The following is a 16,092-nucleotide window of genomic DNA, read 5'->3' on the forward strand; positions in this document are numbered from 1 at the left end:
AGTCTCCTCCTTAACCGAAACGGCCAGAAATATAGTCTTCCGTCCGTTTGTCAGATGGATTCGAGAAAATCTTATCTGTTACATCGAACTCGACAACTTCTCCATTTAAGAAGAATGCCGTTTTATCCGAAACACGGGCAGCTTGTTGCATGTTATGTGTCACGATGATGATTGAATATTGTTCTTTCAACTCTTGTACCAATTCTTCCACTTTCAATGTAGAGATCGGATCAAGAGCAGACGTCGGCTCGTCCATTAAGATGACATCCGGTTCAATCGCTAACGTACGCGCGATACAGAGACGTTGTTGTTGTCCACCTGAAAGTCCGTACGCATTCTCATTCAATCGATCTTTTACTTCATCCCAGATTGCCGCACCACGTAATGAACGCTCGACAATTTCATCGAGTACTTTCTTATTTTTGATTCCGTGCGTCCGCGGTCCGTATGCCACGTTGTCATACACCGATTTTGGGAAGGGGTTCGGTTGTTGAAATACCATCCCGACCGACGTACGTAAGTCTTCTACTTTATATCCACGGTCGAAGATGTTACGACCATGATACAAGATTTCACCGTTCGTCCGAACCGATGGAACGAGTTCGACCATACGGTTTAGAGTCTTAATGAACGTCGATTTCCCGCACCCAGATGGTCCGATGATTGCCGTGACTTCATTCTTTTTAATATCGAGGTTGACGTCAATCAAAGCCTGGTCTTCTCCATACCACAAGTTCAAATTGTTGACGACATAGGCGCTATCTTTTTTCATCTCAGTCGTTGTCGGTTCTGTCGTAGTTGTATTCACGTTTTGATCTCCTTTGTTGAGCTCTTGTTGTTTCATCATCTCGAGCTTCCTCCTCATTCATCTGCAAAAAAGACTTAGTGTCGATTTGTATATTTGTTTCGAATATAGATTGCAACCGAGTTCATCGCGATGAGCATCGTCATGAGTACGATGATCCCTGCTGCTGCTAAGTTTTGGAACTCTGCTTGTGGTCGGCTCGTCCAGTTGTAAATCTGGATCGGGAGGGCCGTAAAGTCAGAGAAAATGTTACTCGGTGTCGTTGAAATGAACGTTGCCGCTCCGACCATGATGAGTGGAGCCGTTTCACCAATCGCACGAGAAACCGCTAGGATAATTCCCGTAATGATCCCTGGCAACGCCGAAGGTAACACGACGTTAAATGTCGTCTGCCACTTCGATGCCCCGAGCGCTAGTGAAGCGTGTCGTAATTCCATTTTGACTGCTCGTAGCGCTTCCTGTGAGGCCACGATGACAATCGGCAAACTCATGAGACCGAGCGTCAAGGCACCGGCCATAATCGAGTTCCCTAATTCCATGACTCGGACGAAAATCGTCAATCCAAGCAATCCGAATACGATTGACGGAACGCCAGCCAAGTTCGAAATATTGACTTCAATAAATGAAGTCATGCGATTTTTCGGAGCATATTCCTCCAAGTAAATCGCCGCTCCAACACCGATGACGAACACCATCGGCACGATCAATAGCATGAGCCATAATGATCCAATCAACGCAGGATATAATCCAGCCTGTTCAGGACGGCGCGACGGGAAGTTGCGCAAGAAATCGAGGTCGACCCATCCTGCACCTTTTGACACGATGTCATAAATCAATGTCGATAAGACGACGAGTGCAAAGACGAGTCCCGCCAAAAAGATGTACTTAAATATTTCATTCAATTGTAAACGTCGTTTAATTCGTTGAGACACGGTCTCACGATTCATCAAGTTCTTCGTATTCTTGAACTCACTGTTCGGTAAAGCCATATTAGTACTCCTCTCTGAAGCGGCGCGTCACCCAGTTTGCGAATAGGTTCATCAATAGGGTAAAGACGAACAACAACGCACCGACCGCATAGATACTGTAATATTCGATTGTGCCGTAACCTGCATCACCTTTTGCGATTTGAACGATATATGCTGTCATCGTCTGAATCGCATTGAGCGGATTGAACTCAAAGTTCGGCTGTGAACCACCCGCGATCGTTACAATCATCGTCTCACCAATCGCACGGCTCATACCGAGAACGATAGAGGCAATGATCCCAGACGTCGCTGCAGGCATAACAACTTTCGTCGCCACTTCAAGACGTGTCGCACCTAAACCGAGCGCACCGTCCCGAATTTTCTTCGGAACAGCACTCATTGCATCCTCAGAAATCGAGGCAATCATCGGAATAATCATAATCCCGACGACAATCCCTGGGCTGAGTGCATTGTAAATTTGAAGTCCTGGGATGAGTGCTTGCAAAATCGGTGTAATGAATGACAAGGCGAAGAAACCGAATACGATCGTCGGCACACCGGCCAACACTTCTAGAATTGGTTTCAACACACGTCGTGCCCGTTCAGAGGCGTATTCACTTAAGTAAATCGCAGACGCCAAACCGAGTGGGACGGCTACAATCATCGCAATCACAGTAATTTGGAGTGTTCCCATCACAAGGGCCCATACCCCGAAGCGCTGATCTGCACTAAGCGGGTACCATTCTGTCGATCCTAAAAATTCTGCGACAGGGACTCGTTCAAAGAACTTGAATAGCTCAAAGCCTAATGTGAACGCAATACCAATGGTCGTGACGACCGATACGAATGCGCTCAAGAATAATAAGAACGGCATGATTTTATCAAACACGTTCGTCGTACTATATTTCTTTTGTTTATTTTGTTGAATCATCTCTCGAATCGAAAGCTTATTGTTCGGTTCATTCATCTCGTGTATCGCTCCCTACCTCTTCATACTAGAAAGCATGGCGAGAAGGCGAGACCGTGTCTCACCTTCTGCCACCTATCATCTTATTCTCCAGCGATTTCGTCGATCATCTTCATGTTTTCGTCGTAACGCGCTTGTTCCATACCGACATATCCTACTTCTTCAGAGAGCGCACCTGCGTTTTCGTTCATGAAGCGTGCGAATTCTGCAACTTGCTCTTTGTCTTTCAACGAAGCGTTGTTGACGTACGTGTAGATTTCACGTGAGAGTGGATAAGAAAGATCATTGATTGTTTCTGGAGTTGGCTCTACACCCTCGACTGCCATGGCACGAAGCGTGTCTTGGTTTTCGATGTAGTATGCATATCCGAAGAATCCGATTGCACCTTCCGTTCCAGCTACACCCGTGACGAGGACGTTGTCATCCTCTGACAATTGTGCGTCTTCACGAATGTCCGTATCGTCAAGAACGGCTTCATTGAAGAAGTCAAATGTACCTGAGTCTTTACCTGGTGCGAAGAATGAAATCTCCTCATCTGGCCAGTCAGAGCGAACGTCTTTCCATGTTTTTACGCTTGGGTCCGTCCACATCTTATTCAATTCTTCAATCGTGATATCTTGTGCCCAATCGTTCGCTGGGTTTACAACGAGCGAAAGTCCATCAAGTGCAACCGAGAGTTGCGTGAATTCCACACCGTTTTTCTCAGCTTCGGCTGCTTCTTCTTCTTTGATTTCACGTGATGCGTTCGAGAAGTCTGTCTCTCCCGTCACGAAACGTTTGAAGCCACCACCCGTACCAGAGACACCGACTGTCACTTCAACTTCTGGTTGTTCAGCTGAAAATTCTTCTGCGACTGCTTCCATGATTGGGAATACAGTTGATGATCCATCCATGACCACTTTTCCTGAGAGCGCATCGCCGCCTTCAGCAGCGCCACCTTCTTCATTGTTCCCACAAGCAGCACCTACGAGTGCGACTGAAGTGATTGAAGCGAGTAAAGCTGATTTTTTCATCCAAGACATTTGTGACGTCCTCCTTGAGTTTGCTTTGATTTTTGTTGTGGATTTGTTGTTCTGTCCTACAATTAATATCCTAATGAACTTCTATTAACGAGAAATAAACGGAACGTAAAAGAATTGTAAAGACAAAAAAAGAAGTCACCGAAGTGACTTCTTTTACTGAAGCATTGCATTGACGTCTTCTAGATTAAAGTAAGCTTTCATGATGTCGTGCGCGACACGCGTATTGATTCCTTCCGCCTCAAGTCCAGGCATGATGATCGCCCAAGCGATTTCCGGATCATCGAACGGTGCCCAACCGACATGGTTTGAGTTCAATGTCTTAATCGGTTCTCCGTTCGCATTTCGTTTCGCCTGACCATCTGCCCCTTCCGCGATTGCTTGAGCAGTTCCGGTTTTACCTGCAGCCGTCATACCGGTCTCCTGTAAAATGCGAGACGAACCGGACGCAGATTCAACCCCTTGACGATATCCTTCACGGACACGTTGAATGTATTCATCCTGGATATCGACTTTATTCAACGCATTCGGTTGGAACGTGCTCACGACTTGCTTATTGTTCTCATCAAGCGAACCCGGCTCAATGATTTCTTTCAGCAAGTGTGGTTGTACACGATAGCCACCGTTCGCCAATGCTGACGTATATTGCGCCAATTGAATCGGAGTATAAGAAATATACTGTCCGATCGACATATCCATTAGAAGCGTGACGCGGTCCGGGATGCTACGGAATCCGGTCGACTCAAACGGCAAGTCGATCCCTGTTTCGATTCCGAGACCGAATTGTTTATAGTAGTGTTCCATCGTTTCGAACGCCTGCGTGACATTTTCCCCGACAATTTGACCTGTCGAGTAATAATCAGCCAGACGCAAAGCAATTTGGAACATATAGATATTCGATGACATCGCGAGTGCATCTAAGTCGTTGATGTTCCCCATATTCCGGTAGGAAGCTTTCACTGACGAACCAATCCGAATCGGAGCATCATAAATATATTCTCCCGGTTTCACGACACCTTCTTCGAATCCATAGGCGACCGTCGCCCCTTTGATGGTTGATCCGATTTGGCTGGCGCGAAGAACCGTTCCGGTCGATACATCCTTGAATTCGTTCGTTTCCAAATCGAGTTCTTGTCCAGATAAGGCGAGCAATTCACCCGTTTGTGGATTCATGACGACAGCGAATGCTCGGTCGAAATGAGGACTTCCAGAGCGCCCTGCGCGAATCGCCTTTTTCAAGATCTCATCGATTTCTTTTTGGAACTCGATGTCGGTCGATAAGACGATGTCTTTCCCTGGATTCCCACTCACTCGTGTCGGTTCACCGACCGGCTCCCCTTTATACGTCGTGAACACATCATAGGCCGGCGTTCCCCGAAGGACGTCTTCATACTGTTGTTCCAAGTAGGAGGTACCAACCCGGTCGTTCAACCCGTAACCCTTCGCCTGATAAGATGCACGTTGTTCCGCCGGAATTTGACGATAACTTCCTAGGAAACTCTTGAACGTCTCATCATACGGATAATCCCGTTGATAGTAAGGTTCGACACTCACTCCAGGCAACTGCTCTAAGTTCTCTTCGATGACCGCCATCTCTTTCGGGCTTGCACCGATTTTGATGACCTGTGGGTCGAGTGCATAGCCACTCTCCATATTGTGTTTAATGGCGATGATTTCTTCTGTCGCATCATCAAACGTGATCTCTTCTTCGGTGATTGAATCAAGCAAGAGCCGGTCCACGTCTTGGTTAGACAATGCGGCTCGCTCCTCTTCCGATAATTCTTCCAATAACGCTTGAGTCCGTTCTTGCGCCAATTCCGGATTCGTTGCAATCCAGTAATCCTTTCGGTCTCGCTCCGTCATTTTACGGTCTTCTTTTGGAATGTCGACGATTTCCGCCAATTTTTTCGCGACGTCTAAACGTTCATCCGTCTTTGTCACTTGAGAGCGGCGATACATGACCGAGTAGTTTGAAATCGTATCCGCCAGCACTTGACCGTTCCGGTCGTAGATTTTACCTCGCGGCACTTCATATTTGATTTTACTCGACTCCGTTTTCTGTACTTCCCGAGCAATCAGTTCACCATTCACGATTTGTACGACACCCAATCGAAAAATGAGGGTCGCAAATAGAATGAAGACGATGAAAAATAGTAAATTTAAGCGTAACGGTAAGTGGTTTCGCCGTTTTTTCGGCACTTTTACCCGATTTTTTGCCAAGTCCGTTTACTCCCTCCACGTTCATTTCCTTCTATATTATAGAGGACAGGAATCCCTGTCGTTTTGTCCGAATTTCACTATATCATAATTTGTTTACAAATTAATGAAAACCACAAAAAAACCCGAGATTCGTATAAGAACCCCGGGTAAGACCAGTTTATTTTGCGTCAGCGTATAATTTCGCCACATAATCCCAATCGATGACATGGAAGAATGCGTTGATATAGTCAGGACGACGATTTTGGTAGTTCAAGTAGTAAGCATGTTCCCATACATCAAGACCGAGGATTGGCGTAACACCTTCCATGATTGGTGAGTCTTGGTTTGGTGTAGACGTGACTTCGAGTTTCCCGTTCTTCACGACGAGCCAAGCCCATCCTGAACCGAAACGAGTCGTTGCAGCTTTCGTGAATTCGTCTTTGAACGCATCAAAGCTACCGAACGACTCATCGATTGCAGCAGCGAGATCGCCAGACGGTGTGCCGTTCTCATTTTTCTTCAAGAGCTTCCAGAAGAACGAGTGGTTCCAATGACCGCCACCGTTGTTGCGGACAGCTGTTTGAATGTCAGCAGGAAGCGAATCGATTTTTTGAAGCAAGTCTTCGAGTGAAGAGTACTCCACATCTTTTCCTTCGAGTGCATTGTTTACGTTTGTGACGTAAGTGTTGTGGTGTTTCGTGTGGTGGATTTCCATCGTGCGTGCATCAATGTGTGGTTCGAGTGCATCATATGCGTAATCAAGTTGTGGTAATTCAAATTTAGCCATTACTAAAATCCCCCTTAAAAGTGTTTTGAACAACGTTCGTCTTAAATGTAACAGATATGTGACGGTCGACTCAATTGTAATGCTTTATTCGACATCTTCTTCTGGCAATGCCCAAACTGAAATCGACCCCGCCGACACTTTAAATACCCCAAATCCTTCTTCATCAATCTCAATTCGATCATTCAATGTATTCGTTAAATCGACCCATGTTTCACCGGCACGTTCTTCCCCGACAAACATTCTCTTTTCAGATTCATCAGAAGTTGAAATGAGGACGGCACATCCGGAACGTTCGATTTCCTCCACACCTTTTCGTACCCACCCGATGACGTTTGCATCATCAAAGTAATCATCCTGCTCCCCGTACGCTTTCTCTCGGCGCGCATATAGGAGCGTATCAATGGCGAGCTTCATCCCATCAGTCGGGTGAGGACCGTCTATACCGTAGTAATCGCCATAGAAGACACATGGATAACCATCTTTACGAAGTAAGACAAGACCATAGGCGATTTGCTTGAACCAATCTTTCACCCATGACTCAAGCGCCTCCTCGGGTTGTGAATCGTGATTATCTACGAACGTCACGGAATGAAGCGGGTGTGACTGAACGAGCGTATCATCAAAAATGGTTCGCATGTCAAACGCGGCCCCTTCCTCCGAGGCTTGATGTAATTTGTAATGGAGCGGGACATCGAATAAATCGACATGGTAATCGATATTATCGAGAAATTCACGACAGGCATCAAGGTCAGATTTCCAAAACTCGCCGACAAAATAGAATTGGTCACCTTTCTCTTCCCGCATCGTCTGACTGAACTCTTTTACAAAGTCATAGTTGATGTGTTTAATGGCGTCAAGACGGAATCCATCACATTTCGTCTCCTCGATGAACCATTTCCCCCAATTCAACACTTCTTCACGCACATCGGGATGGTGGTAATCGATGTTCGCAAACATTAAATAGTCATAGACACCGAATTCATCGTCGACGTTATCATTCCATCTTTTGTTTTCTCCAACAATAAAGAAAATACCGGAACGATCAGTCGCCGCATCATAATCCGTTCCGTTAAAGTGCGTGAAGTCCCATTTGAATGAAGAGTATTTCCCATCACGAGCTTCGTAATCAAATTTTGTCCATCCCTCGATTTCGAACGCTTCATCTGAAAGGACTTTCGTACGGTCGTCGGGATCTACTTCTAACACTTCAAACTTCTCGGTCGCATCCGCCCCGGCTTTATGGTTCATGACGACATCCATATAAATCTGCATCCCGAGTTCTTGTTGGCAATAGGCTGTCGCTTCAAGTAGTTCTTTTTTCGTACCGTATTTCGTGGCAATCGATCCTTTTTGATCGAACTCACCCAAATCATATAAGTCATAGATTCCATAACCGGTATCTTGATCACTTTGCCCTTTTGTGACAGGTGGTAGCCAAAGTGCAGTGATTCCTGCTTTATTTAAGTCGGCTGCTCTCTCTTTTAGTCGCTTCCAATGCTTTTGATCTGCCTCGACATGCCATTCAAAAAATTGCATCATGGTGTGGTTTCGTTCCATTTTGTCCGCCTCATTTCATATTTTTCAAAAAACAAAATGCTAACGAGTATTTACCCAGCAATTTTAGATTGAAAACAAAAAAGCGACGTTCACATTGTGACGTCGCTTACGAATGGACCCTGTAGGACTTGAACCTACGACCGGACGGTTATGAGCCGTCTGCTCTAACCAGCTGAGCTAAGGGTCCTTATAAATAGCGGCGGAGGGAGTCGAACCCACGACCTCACGGGTATGAACCGTACGCTCTAGCCAGCTGAGCTACACCGCCATGTTGTTATACAGTAATAATATACTGAATATGTCTTGGAGTGTCAAGGAGTATTCCTTGCCGAATAAGAAAAAGCACCCCAAATTTCATTTGGAGTGCTTCTGATTTATACGGTTACTTCGTTTGCATCTTCAAGTGTGATTTCCGTGATGTTCATAGCATGGTCACCGATTCGCTCCAAGTTCGAGAGCATATCGACGAAGAACATACCTGCTTGTCCATCGCAAGCACCTGTGTTCAAACGAACGACGTGGTTCTTACGGAATTGACGCTCGAGCATGTCGAGTTTCGCTTCCATTTCAATGACTTTACGTGCTTCAATCATGTCGCCGCTCCCCAACGTTTGAAGAGATTTCTCTAACGTCGCACGTGTGAGGTCGTACATTTCAGTCAATTCTTTTTGTGCATCTGCCGAAAGCGTCACTTTAGTAGCTGTCTTATAATCAATCAACTCGATGATGTTCTCAACGTGATCACCGATTCGCTCGATATCGTTGATGGCATGCATGAGTGTTTTGTGTTCTTGTGATTCTTGTTCTGTCAAATCAACGGCAGCCAATTTCACGAGGTAATCTGTAATTTTCGCATTCAACGAGTTCAATGCTTCTTCGATATGTGCCGACTTTTCAGCGTGCTTCTTGTCGCCAGTCGTCAAATAGTTGCGTGCTTCATCGAGACCGAGTTTTGCGAAATCTCCCATGCGGATGACTTCGTATTTCGCTTGCTCGACTGCAATCGAAGGTGACTGTTGAATGAAGATAGGGTCTAAATGTTGTGCTTTCGTATCGACGATTGAGTCTTCACCTGGGACCAATTTCGTCACAATCCAAGCAATCGTTCCGATGAACCAGAACTGGATCAATGTGTTGACGACGTTAAACGTACCGTGTGCAAATGCGATTTGCATCTTATCCTCAATCGCCAAGAGATCTGTGATCCAATAGATATAGTTTGTGAACGGAACTAATAAGATCATAAAGATTGTCGTACCAATCAAGTTAAAGATGACGTGTGCCGCTGCTGCACGACGTGCGGCAACTGATGCACCAATCGATGCCAAAATCGCTGTGATCGTTGTTCCGATGTTATCACCGAACAATACCGGTAAAGCAGCACCTAAATCGATGGAACCACCAGCATATAGTTCTTGCAAGATTCCAATCGTCGCAGACGATGATTGAACAATCACGGTAAATACTGTACCCACGATGACACCGAGGAACGGATTGTCACTCATTGATTGCGTCAAGTCGATGAAATATTCGCTTGAACGAAGTGGTTTCATCCCACTTCCCATCAATTCAAGTCCATAGAACAACATCCCGAAGCCAAAGAAGATTTGACCGAGGTGTTGTAATTTTTCTTTTTTAAAGAAGAACAACAATACTGCACCGATTGCAATAATCGGGAGCGCGTACTCACCGACATCGAATCCGATGATGAACGCCGTCACCGTCGTCCCGATGTTCGCCCCCATGATGACCCCGATTGCTTGACGGAGTGTCATGAACCCGGCGCTAACAAGTCCGACCGTAATGACGGTTGTACCTGAAGATGATTGAATCAATACAGTAACGATAATCCCGGCGAGTACCCCAAGGAATGGATTCGTTGTATACTTATCAAGGATGTCTCGCAGGCGATTCCCTGCAGACTTTTGGAGTCCGTCTCCCATCGATTTGATCCCGAAGAGGAAGATCCCTAGACCTCCAAAAAACATGAATAACATTTCTTGCAAATTGTATTCCACGATTTTTGTACTCCTTTTAATTAAGAATTGGTTGGATTTGCTTGGTTTTTAATGCCCTACTCATTATGCCTTCATCGGCAGTATCATGTAAACACGTTTAATGTAAAAGTTTTATTAAAACACTGTACCACTTCATGCATCTTATTGACTTCTGTAATATAACAGATTGGAGTTTTTAGTATGTTGTCCACTATTTTGACGTTCCTCCGAACAAGTCTTGTCCCATCTAAGCAAGTATTGCGTCTTCGTTTAGCCCCGCTCCATGCTTATATGGGAGCCACTCTCGTGTTGACGCTTCTGATCACTGTCTTGGACTTTATTGTGATTCGTCCTGATTTTTTCGTTCCGATGTGGCTATTCTTACACGGATTCGCCATTTTCTTTTTCTATTTACTTTGGGTCGCCATCATGGCTTTATATGTTCAGTTGGTTACAAAAGTCTACTCGAAAAACATGTGGGCCTACCGTCAAGCTTGGTCATATGCCGTGGCGATGACATTCGTCCCTACCGTTATATTAGTGGTGTTGTACCACATGAACCCGTCTCTTATATGGATTGGTTTCATCATTGGACTCGGATATATCACCTACCCTTTAACGAAAGTGCCAAAAAAAAAATAACGGCAAGCGTCTTCGTAAACGCTTGTCGTTATTTTTATGCCGGAGAAAGTTCCTCGAGCGTCTGATTCAATGCTTCACTTTGGTCACTCAAGTCAGTACCTGCAGACTGTAAGGCAGACTGCACATTGGACCATCGTTCGACACCGTTGTTCAGCTCGAATAACTTTCGTTCGAGTAACGAACTGATTTCTCGCAACCGCTCATTCGATTCGATTAATTGCAAAAGCTGTCTCCCCGTATGTGACGTTTGATCCGAGATGGACTGAAACTCATCTAACTGAACTTTGATTTCATGGTCGATTGTTCCGATTCCAATCTCTACTCGATAAACAGCATCTTTTAATAGATGCACTTCTTTGATAAAGTCATTGACTTCAAACAACAGGTCCTTTCGTTCTTCGTTCAATGCTTCGATTGCATCTACCGCGAGGAGTGTCGCTTCATTCGTCATTTTTGCTAACTTCCCAACTTCATTGGCAACAACAGCAAATCCTTTACCATGTTCTCCTGCGCGGGCTGCCTCAATCGATGCGTTAAGCGACAACATCTTCGTAGCTGTCGACACCGATAGGATACTCTTTAGCGCCTCATCCGCTTTTGAAGAGTTCGACTCACTCTCTTCAAGCTTTTGTTGAATACTCTCCACTTGTTGCTCAACATAATCACTCGCCTCTTTCACAGAATAGAACGTTTCAAGTTCTTCATGTAATATGGATTTCAGTCGATTGCCACGGTCGTCCACACTCGAAATTTGATGTTCCAGCATTTCGATTTGTTGTGTCACTTCTCTCATTTTGAATGTAGAATCGCTTGTCACCGACTGATATGAATGACTCGTATGTTCTACCGTAACCGCAACTTCACGGAATTGTTCAACCTGATGATGGCTGTTCATCAGTTCTTGTTGGAAGATTGGAAGACTTTGATGAAATGCACTCGCTGTCTTCCCCATCATATCCATGGACTGATTCCATAATTGAATGAACGTGTTGAACTCGGTTTCGAGTATATGGATTTCTTTGGATTTCGCTCCAAGTGCCACGTCATCGAAACGACGCGTTTCAACGGCACGGCGCAATGAATGGGCCAATATACTCAAGGGTTTGACTTCACGATGAATCAATCGCGAAAAGAGGATGGCCATCCCAATCATCGCAATGAATAAAATGAACGTGATATATTTTCGCAGTTCAGTCATTGGACCAAGCGCAGATTCTTTCGTGACAACGAGAACGTAATCTGCTTTTAGCTCAGGGATCGAGACCGATGCCATTAGTAAACCATCTGTCTCTTCTACTTCAGATGTTGTCGTTTGTGAAACTTTCCCTACAATCTTCTCTGTTTTCATTCCTTTTGACCCACTCAATTGCTCAACAGACTCTCCACGTACTAAAAATTGCGCTGCTTCAAAATCATCTCCCGATAGAATAGAAGCTTGTTGCATATAAGTAGATTTTAATGACCGGTTGAGTTGCTTCTCGTTTGCTACATATGCACTGTACGACGTCTTCACCGATTCTCGCATGACCGTAACTTCTCGCATAAGGCGCTGCTCGATTTCTGCGGACAATAGTTGTTCAGACTTTAGGGCGAACCAGCTAAACGTCACGATAAAGACAAGTAATATGATTGGCATGAGCGTCCATTGGAGGCGGTGCCCTATTTTAAAATGACGATTTAGTCGAGCGTTTCGTCCCGTACCCTTCATTTGATTGCGCTTGAAATTCATCTTCACGTTAAGCCACCTCTTTTTCTAATCTCGCCTATATATCGGTCTTGAGACGGTGGAAAATTATGAAGTAGATGTTAAGATAGCGTTAGAGTTTGTAAAGAGCACACATCCGTCACGCATCCTAGATGCTTTTTCACATTCTTTTCGTTATGATAATGAAGAAACCTTATCATCTTAAATCGATTGGATTCTTTCCAAAAGAAGGAGATTACGTATATGTCAGAAATTTTGCATCGTTCATTAACACGTCCGGTCCGCGTCGGTAACTTGATTATCGGAGGATCGAACGAAGTCATTATTCAATCTATGACCACTACGAAAACGCATGACGTCGAGGCAACAGTCGCCGAAATCAAGCGTCTTGAGGAAGCTGGTTGCCAAGTCGTTCGCGTGGCTTGTCCAGACGAACGTGCAGCTGACGCACTTGCAGAAATTAAGAGCCGCATCAATATCCCGCTCGTCGTCGACATCCACTTCGACTACAAGCTTGCTTTAAAAGCCATTGAAAGTGGCGTCGATAAAATCCGGATTAACCCGGGTAACATCGGTCGTCGTGAGAAAGTAGAGGCCGTCGTCAATGCGGCGAAAGCAAAAGGGATTCCAATTCGAATCGGTGTCAACGCCGGCTCATTAGAAAAACAATTCCTTGAAAAGTATGGATATCCGACCGCGCAAGGTATGGTCGAGAGTGCGATGCACCACGTGAAGATTCTCGAGGATCTCGGCTTCTATAACACGATCATCTCGCTCAAAGCTTCAGACGTAAACCTTGCACTCGAAGCCTATACACTCGCTGCGAAGACGTTTGATTATCCTCTTCACGTTGGCATCACAGAGTCAGGTCCACTCTTCTCCGGTTCACTTAAATCGGCTGCAGGACTCGGTGCGATTCTCTCTCTTGGAATCGGTTCAACAGTTCGAGTTTCACTTTCAGACGACCCGGTTGAGGAAGTAAAAGTTGCGAAAGAAGTGCTCAAGTCATTTGGACTTGCAGCAAATGCCGCGACTTTGATCTCTTGTCCAACATGTGGACGAATTGAAATCGATTTGATTTCGATTGCAAAAGAGGTAGAAGAATACATCCAAAACATCAACGTCAACATTAAAGTTGCCGTTCTCGGATGTGCGGTAAACGGTCCTGGTGAGGCTCGTGAAGCGGACATCGGAATCGCAGGCGCACGTAATGAAGGACTTCTCTTCCGTCACGGAAAGATCATCCGTAAAGTGCCTGAGGCGACGATGGTCGAAGAATTGAAAAAAGAAATCGATGCGATCGCTGCTGAAAAAATGGCGGAACGTGAGCGCGAAGAACAAGAGCTCGCAAACCAATCAAATTAATGAATCTCATGCCCGTACGGTTGCAACCGTACGGGTTTTTGATAGAATAGAGGGCATGTGAGGAGGAGTGATGAGATGCGAATCGGCATTGATTTGGATGGAACCGTTACAGATCCTAAAAGTTGTTTTATATATATGAATGAATCACTCGGCTATTCGATTGACTATCATCGTGCGACCGAGTACGAGTTGCACACGTATACGACGATGGAGCAACATGAATTTTGGAAGTTTATGATTGAAGAGGGGCATGAAGAAGCGATTTACCGTCGTTCACTTCCGCACTCTGATGTGTTGGATGTGTTATGGGAATTAAAGCAGCAACATCACCTGCATTACGTCACCGCCCGAAGTGAGGCGGTTCGACCGGTTACCGAAGAATGGATCAAACAGCATCGTTTGCCGCTTGATTCGTTGGTCATGACCGGTTCTCACGATAAAATCAATGTCGTCAAAGACTTGTCACTCGAACTGTTTATGGAAGACCGGTATGAGAATGCCATCTCGATTCATGAAGAAACGTCAATTCCAGTACTCCTATTCGACGCACCCTATAATCGTAAGACGTTACCTGAAGGCGTAACTCGCATTTCGACATGGCGTGAGGCGTATCACCATGTCGCGCAATTGGAGAAACAAATCGTTCTACAGCAACGTTAAAAGGCAAGCCCGACACAATCGGGCTTGCCTTTTAAATTCGTCCGAGCTCTTCGATTATATCGCTTGCGAGTACACTTGCGGGGTGTATACTCTGGCTAATGGACTTGGCAGCGAGCGCATGCCATAGCACCGCTTGCTCGTTCGGTGCCGAAGGCTTTTTTCTTCTAGCCCATAGCGCAAGGAGGATTCCGGTCAACACGTCCCCACTTCCACCTTTCGCTAACGCCGATGCTTCAACGGTATTGACGGCACCTGTTCCGTCAGGTGTAACGATGATCGTATACGTTCCTTTTAAAATCAAATGGACTCGGTGTTGCTTCGCGAACTCACAAGCGATGGAAAACCGATCTGCCTCGATCTCTTCAACCGATTTTCCGGTCAATCTTGAAAATTCACCTGGATGCGGTGTCAGCGTAAGCGGCCCCCGGGTTTCCAATCGTTTCGTCGATAGTGCCCCAGCGTCCAAGATGACAGGACAAGACTGCTGTTTTGCATATTGCCAAATGAGATTCAACGCTTCCCCTTCGACCATACCGGGACCGATGGCAAGTGCATCGTACGGTTGTTCCACCACATCGGTGTGTTGCTGATACATCGCTTCAGGCAGTGTTGAGATAAGCGGGATCGCTTCACGTGGAATGGAGAGACGTAATAAGCCGATACCAGAACGAGTTGCAGCACGACCACCCAAGAATGGCGCACCGAGAAAATGACGACTCCCCCCGATAAGCATCCCATGTCCATATGTCGTCTTATGGCTGAATTGATCGCGTTGTAATAGAGATCGGTCAAAGTCAGCATCGGTCAACACCTTCCAATCGGATGTATTCGGGAGCCCGATGTCAACCCGTTCCACCTTGCCATAGAACGGAGCCGTCCGATTTAAGAATGTCGAACGCTTGAAACCGTGTAACGAATACGTATTTGTCGCCCGAATTGCCAAGTCATCAAAGTCTCGAGTGTGATCACTCGGTATGCCTGACGGTACGTCTATCGAGATGACAGGTGTCGATTGGCGATTCACCCATTCAATCACTTCCCGCGCTTGACCAGTCACGGGACCGGACAACCCAACGCCAAACAAGGCATCAATGATGATATCTGTTTGGATTGGCCGTTCCACAAGGCGAAGGAATGAAGATGCATAGGAAGCATGGATTGCAGCCGCCTCCGTTTGACTTTTCCCTAACGGTGACCACACGCTGACCTCATGCCCTTTCATAGCAAGCTCTCGAGCGACGACCCAACCGTCCCCACCGTTATTGCCTGTGCCACAAATCACCAAAATGGTAGACTGCGAATCGATTCGAATGTGAGGCACAATCGCCGAGGCCGCTCGCTCCATCAACACCTCTTCGGGCATCCCATTTTGAATCGCTGTGCGATCGATCTGCTTAATCTCAGCAGCTGTATAGATCATC

Annotated in this window: 13 protein-coding genes and 2 tRNA genes; 3 read left to right on the forward strand and 12 right to left on the reverse strand. The window is 45.8% G+C overall.

Annotated elements, in window-relative coordinates; genetic code table 11:
* Nucleotides 1-10: 10 nt before the first annotated feature.
* From pstB to Q9R25_RS05465, 10 genes are all read right to left on the reverse strand, one after another.
* Nucleotides 11-772 (reverse strand): phosphate ABC transporter ATP-binding protein PstB, encoded by a 762-nt coding sequence (gene pstB, locus Q9R25_RS05420; RefSeq protein WP_224862754.1) that lies wholly within the window; start codon nucleotides 770-772, stop codon nucleotides 11-13.
* Between the two features lie 110 nt (nucleotides 773-882).
* On the reverse strand, nucleotides 883-1,794 hold the full coding sequence (pstA, locus tag Q9R25_RS05425; protein ID WP_012726613.1) for a phosphate ABC transporter permease PstA: 912 nt from the start codon (nucleotides 1,792-1,794) through the stop codon (nucleotides 883-885).
* A gap of 1 nt (nucleotide 1,795) precedes the next feature.
* On the reverse strand, nucleotides 1,796-2,740 hold the full coding sequence (gene pstC / locus Q9R25_RS05430) for a phosphate ABC transporter permease subunit PstC (protein ID WP_012726614.1): 945 nt from the start codon (nucleotides 2,738-2,740) through the stop codon (nucleotides 1,796-1,798).
* Between the two features lie 83 nt (nucleotides 2,741-2,823).
* Complete coding sequence (locus Q9R25_RS05435; RefSeq protein WP_311282892.1) at nucleotides 2,824-3,762, reverse strand: PstS family phosphate ABC transporter substrate-binding protein; 939 nt, start codon at nucleotides 3,760-3,762, stop codon at nucleotides 2,824-2,826.
* 153 nt (nucleotides 3,763-3,915) lie between these two features.
* Nucleotides 3,916-5,979, reverse strand: coding sequence for a peptidoglycan D,D-transpeptidase FtsI family protein (locus Q9R25_RS05440; protein ID WP_214690753.1), 2,064 nt, complete (start codon nucleotides 5,977-5,979; stop codon nucleotides 3,916-3,918).
* 157 nt (nucleotides 5,980-6,136) lie between these two features.
* Nucleotides 6,137-6,745: a superoxide dismutase gene (locus Q9R25_RS05445; protein ID WP_074033338.1), complete on the reverse strand. Its 609-nt coding sequence runs from the start codon at nucleotides 6,743-6,745 to the stop codon at nucleotides 6,137-6,139.
* An 84-nt stretch (nucleotides 6,746-6,829) separates the two neighbouring features.
* Nucleotides 6,830-8,302 (reverse strand): alpha-amylase, encoded by a 1,473-nt coding sequence (locus Q9R25_RS05450; RefSeq protein WP_196430863.1) that lies wholly within the window; start codon nucleotides 8,300-8,302, stop codon nucleotides 6,830-6,832.
* 113 nt (nucleotides 8,303-8,415) lie between these two features.
* Nucleotides 8,416-8,489: transfer RNA gene (locus Q9R25_RS05455), tRNA-Ile, on the reverse strand.
* Nucleotides 8,490-8,496: 7 nt separating this feature from the next.
* A tRNA-Met gene (locus Q9R25_RS05460) sits at nucleotides 8,497-8,570 on the reverse strand.
* Nucleotides 8,571-8,676: 106 nt separating this feature from the next.
* Nucleotides 8,677-10,320, reverse strand: a complete 1,644-nt coding sequence (locus tag Q9R25_RS05465) for a Na/Pi cotransporter family protein (protein WP_214781476.1) — start codon at nucleotides 10,318-10,320, stop codon at nucleotides 8,677-8,679.
* Between the two features lie 180 nt (nucleotides 10,321-10,500).
* Between Q9R25_RS05465 and Q9R25_RS05470 the strand changes: the two genes are divergently transcribed.
* Entirely contained in the window at nucleotides 10,501-10,941 is a 441-nt protein-coding gene (locus Q9R25_RS05470) for a hypothetical protein (RefSeq protein ID WP_311282893.1), read from the forward strand.
* 34 nt (nucleotides 10,942-10,975) lie between these two features.
* On the opposite strand, the gene Q9R25_RS05475 is transcribed toward Q9R25_RS05470, so the two are convergent.
* Nucleotides 10,976-12,670 carry a methyl-accepting chemotaxis protein gene (locus tag Q9R25_RS05475; protein WP_311283115.1) on the reverse strand — a complete coding sequence of 565 codons (1,695 nt, stop codon included), beginning with the start codon at nucleotides 12,668-12,670 and terminating at the stop codon, nucleotides 10,976-10,978.
* Between the two features lie 219 nt (nucleotides 12,671-12,889).
* Here Q9R25_RS05475 and ispG point away from each other — a divergent pair, with 219 nt between their 5' ends.
* Together ispG and Q9R25_RS05485 are read left to right on the forward strand one after the other, a co-directional pair.
* The gene (gene ispG, locus Q9R25_RS05480; protein ID WP_012726622.1) at nucleotides 12,890-14,011 is read left to right on the forward strand and encodes a flavodoxin-dependent (E)-4-hydroxy-3-methylbut-2-enyl-diphosphate synthase; all 1,122 of its coding nucleotides are present in this window, start codon (nucleotides 12,890-12,892) and stop codon (nucleotides 14,009-14,011) included.
* Between the two features lie 75 nt (nucleotides 14,012-14,086).
* A complete protein-coding gene (locus Q9R25_RS05485; protein WP_214690750.1) occupies nucleotides 14,087-14,671 on the forward strand; it encodes a hypothetical protein in 585 nt (194 codons plus the stop codon).
* 31 nt (nucleotides 14,672-14,702) lie between these two features.
* Here Q9R25_RS05485 and Q9R25_RS05490 read toward each other — a convergent pair whose 3' ends face one another.
* On the reverse strand, nucleotides 14,703-16,091 hold the full coding sequence (locus Q9R25_RS05490) for an NAD(P)H-hydrate dehydratase (protein WP_311282894.1): 1,389 nt from the start codon (nucleotides 16,089-16,091) through the stop codon (nucleotides 14,703-14,705).
* Nucleotide 16,092: the final 1 nt, after the last annotated feature.

This window comes from Exiguobacterium sp. BG5(2022) (genome assembly GCF_031844365.1).
Taxonomy (GTDB): domain Bacteria; phylum Bacillota; class Bacilli; order Exiguobacteriales; family Exiguobacteriaceae; genus Exiguobacterium; species Exiguobacterium profundum.

Bases quoted from the DNA above. Each gene is read 5' to 3' on its own strand.
- pstA (WP_012726613.1), bottom strand. From the start codon at position 1,794: ATGGCTTTACCGAACAGTGAGTTCAAGAATACGAAGAACTTGATGAAT.
- Q9R25_RS05445 (WP_074033338.1), bottom strand. From the start codon at position 6,745: ATGGCTAAATTTGAATTACCACAACTTGATTACGCATATGATGCACTC.
- Q9R25_RS05490 (WP_311282894.1), bottom strand. From the start codon at position 16,091: ATGATCTATACAGCTGCTGAGATTAAGCAGATCGATCGCACAGCGATT.
- Q9R25_RS05450 (WP_196430863.1), bottom strand. From the start codon at position 8,302: ATGGAACGAAACCACACCATGATGCAATTTTTTGAATGGCATGTCGAG.
- Q9R25_RS05435 (WP_311282892.1), bottom strand. From the start codon at position 3,762: ATGTCTTGGATGAAAAAATCAGCTTTACTCGCTTCAATCACTTCAGTC.
- Q9R25_RS05470 (WP_311282893.1), top strand. From the start codon at position 10,501: ATGTTGTCCACTATTTTGACGTTCCTCCGAACAAGTCTTGTCCCATCT.
- Q9R25_RS05475 (WP_311283115.1), bottom strand. From the start codon at position 12,670: ATGAATTTCAAGCGCAATCAAATGAAGGGTACGGGACGAAACGCTCGA.
- ispG (WP_012726622.1), top strand. From the start codon at position 12,890: ATGTCAGAAATTTTGCATCGTTCATTAACACGTCCGGTCCGCGTCGGT.
- Q9R25_RS05485 (WP_214690750.1), top strand. From the start codon at position 14,087: ATGCGAATCGGCATTGATTTGGATGGAACCGTTACAGATCCTAAAAGT.
- pstB (WP_224862754.1), bottom strand. From the start codon at position 772: ATGAAAAAAGATAGCGCCTATGTCGTCAACAATTTGAACTTGTGGTAT.
- pstC (WP_012726614.1), bottom strand. From the start codon at position 2,740: ATGAATGAACCGAACAATAAGCTTTCGATTCGAGAGATGATTCAACAA.